The organism is Mesorhizobium sp. B4-1-4 (assembly GCF_006439395.2).
In the GTDB taxonomy this organism is placed as follows: domain Bacteria; phylum Pseudomonadota; class Alphaproteobacteria; order Rhizobiales; family Rhizobiaceae; genus Mesorhizobium.
In genome coordinates, this window is record NZ_CP083950.1 from 4,509,322 (window position 1) to 4,521,766 (window position 12,445).

General features: G+C 64.2%; 11 protein-coding genes and 1 riboswitch. Of the genes, 5 read left to right on the forward strand and 6 right to left on the reverse strand.

The window, feature by feature from the left end:
* Positions 1-123: 123 nt before the first annotated feature.
* On the reverse strand, positions 124-1,122 hold the full coding sequence (thiB, locus tag FJW03_RS21695; protein WP_140608255.1) for a thiamine ABC transporter substrate binding subunit: 999 nt from the start codon (positions 1,120-1,122) through the stop codon (positions 124-126).
* 44 nt (positions 1,123-1,166) lie between these two features.
* Positions 1,167-1,281: riboswitch (TPP riboswitch) on the reverse strand.
* Between the two features lie 87 nt (positions 1,282-1,368).
* On the opposite strand from thiB, the gene FJW03_RS21700 reads away from it, so the two are divergent.
* The 4 genes from FJW03_RS21700 to FJW03_RS21715 all read left to right on the forward strand — a co-directional run bounded on the left by FJW03_RS21700 (position 1,369) and on the right by FJW03_RS21715 (position 4,455).
* Entirely contained in the window at positions 1,369-2,013 is a 645-nt protein-coding gene (locus tag FJW03_RS21700) for a thiamine diphosphokinase (protein WP_140608257.1), read from the forward strand.
* Between the two features lies 1 nt (position 2,014).
* Entirely contained in the window at positions 2,015-3,835 is a 1,821-nt protein-coding gene (locus tag FJW03_RS21705; protein WP_140760931.1) for an ABC-F family ATP-binding cassette domain-containing protein, read from the forward strand.
* 78 nt (positions 3,836-3,913) lie between these two features.
* Entirely contained in the window at positions 3,914-4,156 is a 243-nt protein-coding gene (locus tag FJW03_RS21710; protein ID WP_140608261.1) for a type II toxin-antitoxin system CcdA family antitoxin, read from the forward strand.
* The gene (locus FJW03_RS21715) at positions 4,156-4,455 is read left to right on the forward strand and encodes a CcdB family protein (protein WP_140608263.1); all 300 of its coding nucleotides are present in this window, start codon (positions 4,156-4,158) and stop codon (positions 4,453-4,455) included. The genes FJW03_RS21710 and FJW03_RS21715 overlap by 1 nt, the downstream gene beginning before the upstream one ends.
* A gap of 31 nt (positions 4,456-4,486) precedes the next feature.
* On the opposite strand, the gene FJW03_RS21720 is transcribed toward FJW03_RS21715, so the two are convergent.
* The gene (locus tag FJW03_RS21720; RefSeq protein ID WP_140760933.1) at positions 4,487-6,256 is read right to left on the reverse strand and encodes a hypothetical protein; all 1,770 of its coding nucleotides are present in this window, start codon (positions 6,254-6,256) and stop codon (positions 4,487-4,489) included.
* 76 nt (positions 6,257-6,332) lie between these two features.
* On the reverse strand, positions 6,333-7,631 hold the full coding sequence (locus tag FJW03_RS21725; protein WP_140608267.1) for an adenylosuccinate synthase: 1,299 nt from the start codon (positions 7,629-7,631) through the stop codon (positions 6,333-6,335).
* A gap of 213 nt (positions 7,632-7,844) precedes the next feature.
* Here FJW03_RS21725 and FJW03_RS21730 point away from each other — a divergent pair, with 213 nt between their 5' ends.
* Positions 7,845-8,747 (forward strand): DMT family transporter, encoded by a 903-nt coding sequence (locus FJW03_RS21730; RefSeq protein WP_140694919.1) that lies wholly within the window; start codon positions 7,845-7,847, stop codon positions 8,745-8,747.
* Positions 8,748-8,751: 4 nt separating this feature from the next.
* Here the strand turns inward: FJW03_RS21730 and FJW03_RS21735 are convergent, their stop codons facing one another.
* Genes FJW03_RS21735 through FJW03_RS21745 form a run of 3 tightly spaced genes read right to left on the reverse strand, consistent with a single transcriptional unit; the run spans position 8,752 to position 12,343 of the window.
* Positions 8,752-9,969, reverse strand: a complete 1,218-nt coding sequence (locus FJW03_RS21735) for a cytochrome c (protein ID WP_140760935.1) — start codon at positions 9,967-9,969, stop codon at positions 8,752-8,754.
* Positions 9,966-11,732, reverse strand: a complete 1,767-nt coding sequence (locus FJW03_RS21740) for a GMC family oxidoreductase (RefSeq protein WP_140760937.1) — start codon at positions 11,730-11,732, stop codon at positions 9,966-9,968. Before FJW03_RS21740 ends, FJW03_RS21735 begins: the two co-directional genes overlap by 4 nt.
* Positions 11,733-11,734: 2 nt before the next feature.
* Positions 11,735-12,343 (reverse strand): gluconate 2-dehydrogenase subunit 3 family protein, encoded by a 609-nt coding sequence (locus tag FJW03_RS21745; RefSeq protein WP_226890429.1) that lies wholly within the window; start codon positions 12,341-12,343, stop codon positions 11,735-11,737.
* Positions 12,344-12,445: the final 102 nt, after the last annotated feature.

A 12,445-nucleotide genomic window follows, 5' to 3' on the forward strand; every position in this document is an offset into this window, starting at 1 on the left:
TTAGGATCGCGACACTTACATCGCGACACTTACAAAGAATTGCGATCCTTCGCGCCCCCCTTCTGTCCGGCAGGACAGAGGGGGGCACCGTAGAGCGGTTATCTTCGATCAGTTTGTCTCAAACTACTTGCTCACCACCGCCAGCCATTCATCCACCCAGGCCTTGCGGTTGGCGGCGACCTCCTCGGGGCTGAACAGCAAGGTCTTGGTCGGCTTGACCAGCTTGTCGAAGGCCGGGTTGAGCGGCTTGTCGGTCTTGCCGGCCGGGAACATCCAGTTGGTCTCGGGGATGGCGTCCTGGAACTTCGGCCCGATCATGAAGGCCATGAACTTTTCCGCCAGCGGGTTCTTGGCTCCGGTCGTGGTGATGCCGGCTACCTCGATCTGGAGATATTCACCCTCATCGAATGAGGCCGCCTGGTAGCGCTCGGTCTTCTCTGCGACCATGTGGTAGGCCGGCGAGGTGGTGTAGGACAGCACCATTGGCGCCTCACCCTTGGTGAACAGGCCATAGGCTTCGCTCCAGCCCGGCGTCACGGTCAACACCTTCGTCTTGAGCTTGGCCCAGGCTTCCGGCGCCTTGTCGCCATAGACCGACTTCACCCACAACAGCAGGCCGAGCCCGGGCGTCGAGGTGCGCGGATCCTGGATGACGATCTTGTCGTCGGCGCTGCCTTCGACCAGCTCCTTCAGGCTCTTGGGCGGCGTCTTGAGCTTCTGCGTGTCATAGACGACAGCGAAATAGCCGTAGTCGAACGGGACAAAAGTATCGTCGCTCCAGCCGCCAGGCACATTGATACCGGTCACCGCGCCATGTGGCGCGAACAGGCCCGAAGCCTTGGCATCGGCGGTGAGATTGGTATCGAGGCCGAGCACGATATCGGCCTTGGTGGATGCCCCTTCGAGCTTGACGCGGTTGAGCAGGGCCACGCCGTCGGCGACCGAAACGAATTCGACATCACAGCCGCATTCGGCCTCGAATTCCTTCTTCACCACCGGGCCAGGACCCCAGTCGGCTGTGAAGCTCTCATAGGTGTAGACGGTGAGCTTGTCCTTGGCCACGGCCGGGCCGGACAGCACCACAACCATGGCTGTGCAAAGAGAATATAAAAGCGTGCGCATCGGCGCCTCCTTTCGTTCACGTGACAAGGAATTGAGGCGTCGGACTGTCCGAAACGTCTAATCCCTCCGCCGGTACAAACCGGATCAGGTTCAGCGGGTTGGCGAGACTGCCTCTCAGCCGGTCCGCGAACATCGCAGCCGGCACCCCGTTAGAGCGTTTCGACACATAGGCCCGGCCGCCGAACCGCGCAAGTGGGAGTTTGCCGCCTTCCGTTTCCCGTGCCGGGCTGGTAAGGGCGACGGGATATGAGCACATTCACCATCCTGCTTGGCGGCGATCTCATCCGCACGCCCCGGCTCGACCGCCAGGTCGAAGGCTCGCGCGTCATCGCCGCCGACGCCGGCATCGGCCATGCACGGATGCTGGGCGTTGTGCCGGAACTGTGGGTAGGCGACTTCGATTCGGTTCCGGCCGATCTGCCCGCCAACCTCGCCGCTGTGACCCGCCAAACCTTCCCGGCGGAGAAGGACAAGACCGACGGCGAACTCGCGATCGCGGCGGCACTCGAGCGCGGGGCAACCCGCCTTGTGCTGGTGGGCGCCTTCGGCGGCAAGCGGGCCGATCACGCCTTCCTGCATCTGGCGCTCGGCCTACGCCTGGCCGAGGCGGGAACCGACGTGCTTTTGACCAGCGGGGCCCAGGAAGGCGTCCCCCTGCTCAACGGAGCGGCTGGCTTCGACTACGACGACGGCACGCTGTTTTCGATCCTTGGCTTTTCCGAACTGGCTGGCCTGACCGTCACCGGCGCCAAATGGCCGCTCAACCAGGTCGAAGTGGCTTTCGGATCGTCACTGACCATCTCCAACGAGGTCAACGGCCGCCTCGAAATCGCGCTTGGCCGCGGCCGAGCGCTGCTGCTCGCCCATCCCTATCCCTTGCCCGAAAGCTGACATGGCCCCGCCTCTTCTCAATCTCGACGGGATAAAACTGACCTTCGGCGGCACGCCGCTGCTCGACGGCGCCGCCTTGACCGCTTCGGCCGGCGACAAGATCGCGCTCGTCGGCCGCAATGGATCGGGTAAATCGACGCTGCTCAAGATCGCCGCCGGCCTCATTGAGCCCCAGGACGGCGAGGTTTTCCGCCAGCCTTCGGCGACTGTCCGCTATCTGCCGCAGATGCCCGACATGGAAGGTTTTGCCACCGTGCGGGCCTATGTCGAGGCCGGGCTCGGGCCTGCCGACGATCCCTACCACGCCAGCTACCTGATGGAGCATCTCGGCCTGTCGGGCGAGGAGCGGCCGGGTGACCTGTCCGGCGGCGAGGCCAGGCGCGCCGCCCTTGCCCGCGTCATGGCGCCGGTGCCCGACATTCTGCTGCTTGATGAGCCGACCAACCATCTCGATCTGTCGGTCATCGAATGGCTGGAAGAGGAACTCGTCCGCACCTCCTCGGCGCTCATCGTCATCTCGCACGACCGCCGCTTTCTCGAGCGCGTGTCGCGCGCCACTGTCTGGCTCGACCGTGGCCAGACCCGCAGGCTGGACAAGGGTTTTGGCCATTTCGAGGAATGGCGCGACCTGGTGCTGGAAGAAGAAGAGCGCGAGCAGCATAAGCTCGGCCGCCAGATCGTGCGCGAGGAACACTGGCTGCGCTATGGCGTGACGGCGCGGCGCAAGCGCAACATGCGCCGACTGGGCGAGTTGCAGACCATGCGCCAGCGCTTTCGCGGCCATCGCGGCGCCGAAGGCACCGCGACCATGGTGGCGAGCGACGCCGCCGAATCCGGCAAACTGGTCATCGAGGCGAAAAACATCGAGAAGAGCTTTGGCGATCTCACCGTGGTCAAGGGGTTCTCGACCCGCATCCAGCGCGGCGACCGCGTCGGCCTTGCCGGGCCGAACGGCGCCGGCAAGACGACGCTTCTGAAGATGCTGACCGGCGAATTGGCGCCGGATGCGGGCTCGGTACGGCTCGGCACCAATCTGGAAATCGCCACGCTCGACCAGAAGCGCGAGGCGGTCGACCCGCAGGAGACGCTGGCGCAATATCTCACTGACGGGCGCGGCGAAAACCTAGTCATCAACGGCGAACAGCGCCATGTCGTCTCCTACATGAAGGATTTCCTGTTCAAGCCGGAGCAGGCGCGCACCCCGGTGCGCGAGCTTTCCGGCGGCGAGCGGGCGCGGCTGATCCTGGCGCGCGTGCTGGCCCGGCCGGCAAACCTCCTGGTGCTCGATGAGCCGACCAACGATCTCGACATGGAGACGCTGGAACTGCTGCAGGAACTGGTCGCCGGTTTTGCCGGCACCGTCATCCTCGTCAGCCACGACCGCGATTTCCTCGACCGTACCGTCACCAGCATCATCGCGCCGGACGGCGGCGGCCGATGGGTCGAATATGCCGGCGGTTATTCCGACATGCTGGCCCAGCGCGGCGGCACCAGGCTCGACGACCGCAAGGCGCGGGCCAAGGCCGAGCCCGGCGAAGCGCCGGCACCGGGCAAGAGCGAGCCGGCAACGCCAAAGGGACCGGCGAAGAAACTGTCGTTCAAACAGAAATTCGCGCTCGATTCCTTGCCCAAGAAGATCGAGGCCGTGACCGCATCGATCTCGCGACTGGAGAACAATATTGCCGATCCGGCCTATTACGAACGTGATCCGGCATCGTTCCAGAAAACCATCGCCGCCCTCGACAAGGAGCGTGCGACGCTCGCCGCGCTCGAGGAAGAATGGCTGGAACTGGAGATGCTGCGCGAGGAGATGGAGGGCTAGGCCACCTGCAACCTAGCCCTTGATTATTGCTTCCGCACGAGAGTGCGCATAAGTTATGCGCATGTTGCGGAGGCTATTATGCGCAAGATTGCTTTGAATGCGATCCGTCAGCCAGCAAACCTGTCGATCGACTCGAACCTCATGAGGGAAGCCAAAGGGCTAGACGTGAATGTCTCGCGTGCCGCGGAAGCTGGCATCGCGGAAGCGGTGGCGGCCGAAAAAACGCGGCTGTGGAAGCTCGAGAACCGCGCCACGATTGATGCGTGGAACGATTACGTCGAAAAGCACGGCATTCCGTTGGAAGAATATCGGCAGTTCTGATGGCGCGCCATGATGTCTTTGCCGGTCGCGTCGAAGGCAGCTATTTGCTGGACGTTCAATCCGATCTGCTCGACAACTTCAAGACGCGGGCGGTCGTCCCGCTTCTCCCGGTCGCGACGGTGCCGCCACCGATGCGAAAACTTCATCCGATTTTCGAGATCAATGGCCGAAAACTGGTAATGGCGACTCACCTGATCGCCACCGTTCCAGCGAGCGAACTGGGTGAAAGTCGGATGAACCTGACAAAGCACCACGACGACATCATCGCCGCGCTCGACATGCTATTTCAGGGTTTCTGAACGAAGGCGGCGATACGTATCCCCGGCCCTCTCAACCCGCCGTCTTGGCCTGCCAAGCCTTGATCGCCTCGTCGAACACCTTCTCGCCGGGAATGCCCTTTTCCATGGTCAGCAGCGCCCGCCGTCCGGTCTTGTAGACCACCGGCACGTCGATCCAGTCCTGGCCGCGCAGCAAGGTCATGTTGGCGTCCTCGTCGGCCTTGGTGTCGTTGAGCGCGACGAGGAAGAAGCCGTCGGCGATCTTGGCCGGAATTCCGATCAGCGGACTGCCGGCGTCCTGCTCCGAACTCTTCATGGCGACGCGCAATATGTTGTCGACGCCACCACCTTCGAAGCCGTCGGGCGTCAGGAAGATCATCTCGATGATGTGACTGGCCGGCAGCGTCCGGTCGGTGTTGCGGCGGATGGTCATGCGCAACTGGATATCCTTGCCCGGGATGGTCGCCTCAGCGCGGATCGCCGGCTCGGGCGGCAGGTCGCCGCCGGGCGATTCCTGCACCAACGACCAGACGATGCTGCCGGGTTCGGCCGAACCCTGCGCGGTGCTGGTGCGCTCCTCATAGAAGATCGCCTTCTGGCCGACCGGCACCGAGGCTTGCGCCGGAGCGGGAGCGGCAGCAGGCGCTGCTGGTGTCGTACCCGCCGGTGCCGGCGGCGTGGCGGCGGCATTGGCCGGGGCCGCGGGTGCGGTTCCGTTGGCGGGGGGTGTCGCGGGCGCGGTGCCGCCCGCAGGTGAAGTTGCGGCAGGCGTCGCCGCGGCCGGCGCGCCCGTGACCGGGGGCGGACTGGCCGGCGGCGGTGTTGCCGGCGGCGGTGTTGCCGGTGGCGGTGTTGCCGGCGGCGGCGTTGCCGGCGCTGTCGCCGGCGGCGGCGGCGTCGTCAGCGCGGCGACGGATTCACCCTCGCCTACGCCGCTTTGTCCTCCGGCCGGGCCAGGGTCGGTTTCGCCGCCTCCAGGCGTCAATCGTTGCGTGAATTTCGTCCCTTCGGCGCCTGTCGCGGGCGCCGGTGGCGGCGCGACGTCGGTCGCCGGCTTGGCCGGCTTGGCCGGCGCCGATTTCACCGGCTCGATCTTGGCAACAACCTTGCTGCCGCCCAGGCCCAGCATCTTGCCGAAGGCGTCCTTGTTCAGCCAAATGCCATAGCCGCCGCCAGCAATGACCAGCAACGCGACGACGGCGGCGATCAGCCCGCCATAGCTGCGCTTGCGCTCGGCCGGGCGCGGACGCTGGAAGGTGTCAGCCTCCGCCGGTTCCTCGTCGTTCGGGAAGACATCGGCGTGCTCGTCGTTCTGGTCCGCGTCCAGGACAGGCAGGGCATGGTCGGCAAGGTTCGGGTCGGCAAGGTTCGGGGCTGCTGATTGCGCCGGTAGGGGCTTTTGCCAGCTTGGCTCGGCCTTGGCGGCGGGTGGTGGCGCGGGCCGCTCGGGCGGTGGCGCGGGGCGATAAGGCTCCGGCCTGGCGGCGGGCGGCGCCGGTCGGACGGGCTCCGCCTTCGCCGGCTGGCGCGTGTGACTCGGTTGATTCTTGTTGCGGTCGATGGAGGAAAAGATGTGTTCCAGCTCGGCGAGCGGGTCCGTTTCCGGCACGCTTTTGGCGTAGTCGCGTTCGACGCTCGCAATGGCGTCCTCCAGCGTGCGCTTCTGCTTGGCTATTGCCTCGGCGGCGAGCGGCGGCGAATAATCCGCAAGCTTCTTCACCAGCATGGCACGCACGCTGTCGTAGATGCGCGTACGCTTGTCAGGCGTCTCGTCGCCGTGCCTGTCGAGCGCCTTTTTCAGAACAGCAACGAAATCTGCCATGCTTCAGTCGACCTGTATTTTTGCTCCCGCGCCGGCCCCCGCAAATCAGCCGCGATGCCCGGAAAGGCTTCAGAAACTAGTCTTGAAACGGGTCGGTCACAAGTATCGTGTCGTCCCGTTCCGGGCTGGTGGAGAGGAGTGCGACCGGCGCGCCGATCAACTCCTCGATATAACGGACATACTTGACCGCCTGGGCCGGCAGATCGTTCCAGCTGCGCGCGCCGGCGGTGGTGCCTTTCCACCCCTCCAGCGTCTCGTAGACCGGTTCGACGCGGGCCTGCGCGCCCTGGCTGGCCGGCAGATAATCGATCATCTCGCCGTCGAGCCGGTAGCCGGTGCAGACTTTGATCTCGTCCAGCCCGTCGAGCACGTCGAGCTTGGTCAGCGCGATGCCTTTGATGCCGTTGACGGCGACGGCCTGGCGCACCAGCACCGCGTCGAACCAGCCGCAGCGGCGCTTGCGCCCGGTGACGACGCCGAATTCGTGACCGCGCGTGCCGAGGAACTCGCCGATCTCGTTCTTCTGTTCGGTTGGGAACGGACCTTCGCCAACGCGCGTCGTGTAGGCCTTGGTGATGCCGAGCACATAGCCGATGGCGCTAGGCCCGACGCCGGAGCCGGCGGCCGCCTGCCCGGCCACGGTGTTGGACGAAGTGACGAAGGGATAGGTGCCGTGGTCGATATCGAGCAGCGTGCCTTGCGCACCCTCGAACAGGATGCGCTCGCCGGCGCGGCGCTTGTCGTCCAGCACTTTCCAGACACGGTCCATATAGGGCAGGATCTCGTCGGCGACCGACGTCAATTCACTCATGATCGCCTCATGCGTGACTTCGGCATGGCCAAGCCCGCGGCGCAGCGCATTGTGGTGCGTCAGCAACCTGTCGACCTTCAGGGGCAGTGTTTCCAAATCCGCCAGATCCATCACCCGAACCGCGCGCCGGCCCACCTTGTCCTCATAGGCGGGGCCAATACCGCGGCGGGTCGTGCCAATCTTCGTCCCGGAATTTGAGGCGGCGTCCTCGCGGAATCCATCCAGCTCCCGGTGCAGCGACAGGATAAGCGCTGTGTTTTCGGCTATTTTCAGGCGATCGGGCGTCACTTCGACGCCCTGTGCCTTGAGCTTGGCGACTTCCGCCACGAAAGCGTGCGGATCGAACACCACGCCATTGCCGATGATGGACAGCTTGCCCTGCCGCACGACACCGGACGGCAATAGCGACAGCTTGTAGACCTTGCCGTCGACGACCAGCGTGTGGCCGGCATTGTGGCCGCCCTGGAAACGCACCACGACGTCAGCACGCTCCGACAGCCAGTCGACGATCTTGCCCTTGCCTTCGTCGCCCCACTGCGAGCCGACGACCACCACATTGGCCATGTTTCTTTTCCCTTGAGACGCCGCCGAGCGGCTTGGATATGGTTCGAAACGACAGGCCTCTATAGCGTCAAGACCTCGCGAGCGCGACCTTTCTTTGCCGCCGAAAATGCCCTGAGGCACAACAATTTTCGGCTTTGACATCATTTACTTGGACCGACCGGGGCAATAGGCCGACAAACACCGCGGCGCATCCGCCGCGGCCGGAATGCCGCCATGCATCGAAGCGCCTACATATTCCTGCTGCTCACCACCTTGCTGTGGGGCGGCAATTCGGTGGCCGGCAAGCTGGCTGTCGATCATGTCTCGCCGATGACGCTGGTCTTCCTGCGTTGGGTGCTGGCGGTAGCGATCCTGCTGCCGATCGGCTGGCGGACAATCCGGGAGGACTGGCCGGTGGTGCGCCGGCACTGGCTCGTCCTGGCGGCGCTGGGCGCCAGCGGCTTCACTCTGTTCAACACCATCTTCTACACGGCGCTCAACTACACGACGGCGATCAACGTTTCGATCGAACAGGCGGCGATGCCGATCCTGATCATGACAGCCAATTTCATCTTCTTCCGCCTGCGCGTAAGCTGGGCGCAGATTGCTGGCGTCGTGCTGACCATCGCCGGCGTGATCCTGACCGCCTGCCATGGCGACCCGCGCCGGCTGCTGACGCTGGAGCTCAATTTCGGCGACGCCATCATGCTGGTCGCCGTCATCCTCTACAGCGGCTATTCGGTCGGCCTGCGCCTGAAGCCGGTGATGCGTTGGCAGAGCCTGATGCTGTCCCTGTCGGTCGCGGCGCTGATCACCTCGCTGCCCTTTGTCCTGTGGGAAATAGCCGCCGGCAAGGTCATCGTGCCCGATGCGCGCGGCTGGACAGTCATCGTCTACACCGCGATCGGCGCCTCGGTCATCTCGCAGATCCTCTACATCAGGGGCAACGAGCTGATCGGCGCCAACCGCGCCGGCCTGTTCATCAATCTGGTGCCGATCTTCGGCACGCTGCTTTCGGTGCTGATCGTCGGCGAGACGTTCCAGCTCTATCAGGCATTGGCACTCGTGCTCGTGCTGGGCGGCATCGCGCTTGCCGAATATAGCGGGCGAAGGATGGCCGTGCCGGCCCGCCGGTAAAGTGCTACCGCACCAATTCCTTGCGCACCGCCGCAATATCGTCGGATGAGACCGCCGGAGCGGAATTGCCCCAGCTGCCGCGCACATAGGTCAGCACGTCGGCGAGTTCCTGGTCCTTCAGGCGCCATGCGAGCGAAGGCATGGCAGGTGTCGTCGGCGCGCCGGCCGTATGGACAGCCTGGCTTCCGGCGAGAACCACCCGGGCAAGCGTTTCGGCATTGCCTTGCGCCACGATCGAGTTGCCGACGAGCGGCGGGAACAGAGCTCCGGCCCCGGCACCATCGCCACCATGGCAGGCCGAACAATTGTCATGGTAGATCGCCTCGCCCGCGGCCATCCGTGCCTCGTCCGGCTTTGGCGCTTGCGCATTGCCGGTGTCCGAGCCTAGGCTCTTGAGATAGACGGCAACAGCCTTGAGGTCCGGATCCGTCATTTTCGAGGTCGAGTTTTCGACGGCCTCGGCCATCGGACCGGACGCGATCGAATGCGCGTTGACGCCGGTCTTGAGGTAGGCGACCACATCCTCCTGCGACCATTTTCCCAGGCCGGATTGAGCATTGTTGGTGATATCGGGCGCAAACCAGCCCTGCAGCGATGCCCCTTGCACGAAGCCGCTGTCCTGGTCGGCTCCGAGGAAAGATTTGGGCGTATGGCAGATGCCGCAGTGCCCCGCCCCCTGCACGATATAGGCGCCGCGGTTCCATTCCGCCGACTTGGAGGGATCCGGCGTGAAAGTGCTTTCGGTGAAGTTGAGGAGATTCCAGCCCCACATCGCCAGCCGGATGTTCAGGGGAAACGGCAGCTGGTTGGCCTGCACCTTGTTCGGCACCGGCTCGACCGTGGTGAGATAGGCCCAGAGGTCGGAAATGTCCTGCTCGTTCATCTTGGTATAGGCGGGATATGGCATGGCGGGGTAGAGCCGCACGCCATTGTGGCCGATGCCGGTCTTCATCATGTTGCGGAAATCGTCTTCCGACCAATTGCCGATGCCCGTCTCGTGGTCGGGCGTGATGTTGGGCGGCACCAGTGTGCCGAACGGCGTTTCCAGTGGCAGGCCGCCGGCCAGGGGCTTGCCGTCCGGCCTCGTGTGACAACCCGCGCAATCGCCGAGCACGGCCTGGTACTGACCGCGTATGATCTGGTCCGCCTGGTCGGCGGCGATTGCCGGAGCGATCGCCAGGAGTGCCGCGCCGGTGGCGAGGATGGCGGTGAGCGTTCTCATGCCCGCACCAGCGGTGCGCCGGGATTGCGCAGATACTGATTGCGGATGGCGTCGGCGGCACGGAAGGCAAGCGCGCCGACCGTTCCCGTCGGGTTCTTGCCGGCGTTCTGCGGGAAGGCCGACGCGCCGATGACAAAGACGTTCGGCACATCCCAGCTTTGCAGGAAGGTGTTGACCGCGCTTCTCTTCGGGTCGGTCCCCATGATGGCGCCGCCGGTATTGTGGGTGCTCTGATAGGGGACGCTGTCCCAGCCCTTCTTGCGGCGGCCGACGCTGTATTGCTTGCCGCCGAACGCCTTGGCGATGTCCTCCATCCGGTCGCATACATAGTTCGACATCCGGATGTCGTTGTCGGGGAAATCGAACGTCATGCGCATCAGCGGCCGGCCGAAGCGATCCTTGTAGGTCGGGTCGAGATCGAGATAGTTGGTGCGCGTGGCGTAGCTGCTGCCCTGCGAGGAATAGCCGAGCGTGCTCTTGTAACCCTCGACGGTCGCTTTCTTCCACGCCCCGCCCCATTTCGGCGTGCCGGGCAGCGTCGGCCTGGTGCCGATCGGGCGTCCATTGGTGGGGATGCAGTTGATGCCCGCGCCGCCGACGAAATCCAGCGCACCGTGATCGAAAGCGTCGCCGTTGAAATCGTCGATCGTCTGGCCGAGCGCGCCGGCCGCGATGAACGGATTGAAGTTCTTGTCGTCGAAGAACACCTGCACGCCGGCATTGGTCTGATAGCAGTAATTGCGGCCGACCGTGCCCTCGCCGGTGTTGGGATCATAGATCTTGCCGATGCCGGAGAGCATCATCAGGCGGGCATTGTGCAGCCCATAGGCGCACAGAAGCACGAGATCGGCCGGTTGGAAGAATTCCTGCCCTGACGTGTCGACATAGGTCACGCCATGCGCCGACTTGCCGCCGGCGGCAAGATCGACACGCAGCACTTCGCTGTCGGTCCGGACCTCGAAATTGGCCTTCTTCATCAGGACGGGGAGGATGGTGGTCTGGGCGCTCGATTTGGAATAGTTGGCGCAGCCGAAACGCTCGCAGAAACCGCAATAGGTGCACTGCCCCATGGTGATGCCGAGCGGATTGACATAGGTGCGAGACATGTTGGCTGATGGCGTCGGGAAAGGATGCAGCCCCATCGACCGGCCGACATTGGCGAACAAGGTCGGCGCGTAGGTCATTTCCATCGGCGGGTTCGGATAGTCCCGCGCCCTCGGATCCTCGAACGGATTGCCGCCTTCCTGCAGTTTGCCTTTGATGTTGCCGGCCTTGCCCGAGATGCCCGCCAAATATTCGAACTGGTCGTAGTAAGGCTCCATTTCGGCGCCGGTCACGCCCCAGTCCTCGACCTGGAGATCCGCGATCCTGGCCGCGCCATAGCGCTTGGTCAGGTTGGTTTTCGTCTGGAAGTCCGAATCCCAGAATCGCCAGGTGTGGCCGTTCCAGTGCACGCCGGCGCCGCCAACCCCGTTGCCGGGCAGGAAGGAACCGAAATCGCGCATCGGCAGCGCTGTCTGCGACGGGTCGTTGCGCATCGTCATCGTTTCGACGGCGGGCTGCAGGAAGAGGTCGCGCCGCACGCTGTAGCGCAATTCGTCCTGTGCATAGCCGATGTTGAAATCGGTGGCCGTGTCGCGCCATGGACCGCGTTCTATGGCCAGCACGTCGAGGCCCTGGTCCGTCAATTCATGCGCAAGGATGGACCCGGTCCAGCCGAGGCCGACGATCACGACATCCTTTCGGGGCAGTATCGTCGTCATGGTCAGCTCCTCTTGCCCAGCCATTCCGGGCTGCCTTCGATGGAGACGGGCGGCCGCGGATAGGGCTGATTGTGCTTGCTGACATGGTCCCGGTAGTCATAGCGCGCGCCGGGGAAGCCGAGCATGCGCCACGACACCATGTCCTTGTTGCCGCCATAGACCGGATCGGCAAAGAACCCTTCCATCGTGTTCTGCAGAAGAAGTCCGAAGAAGCCGGGCCCCTTGACGCCATTGGGCAGTTCGATCTTACCCGCCTCCATGGCCGTCAGGAACGCATCCTGATCGGCCGGCTGCAGTTCTGCGAATGTCTTGCCGTCGCGTTGCTTCAGGAAGGCATCTATGGCGGCGAGGCCGACGCGGTAGCGCTGGGCCGGATTGGCCTCACCCTGATATCCCTGCGTCGGCAATGCGGGCAGGAATGGCCCTTGCGTATAAAGCCGGCTCGAGGTTCCGAACGCGCCCATCAACTGCCTGTCGATATAGACGGCGCAGCCCGCCTCCTTGCCGCCCATGCTGAGATCGTCGGCGGGGATGATGCGGTCGACGATGGCTTCGACAAGAGCCGCTTCCTGCGGTGTGAAAAATTGCCAGCCGCCAGGGACCACCTGCATCGGCGGATCTGACGACAGGGGTGCCCAAGGCAGGGAGCCGGAGAAAGAGCGGGCAAGGCTTGCCGAAGTCGCCGTGACCGTAAACATCGCGACCGATGAAAG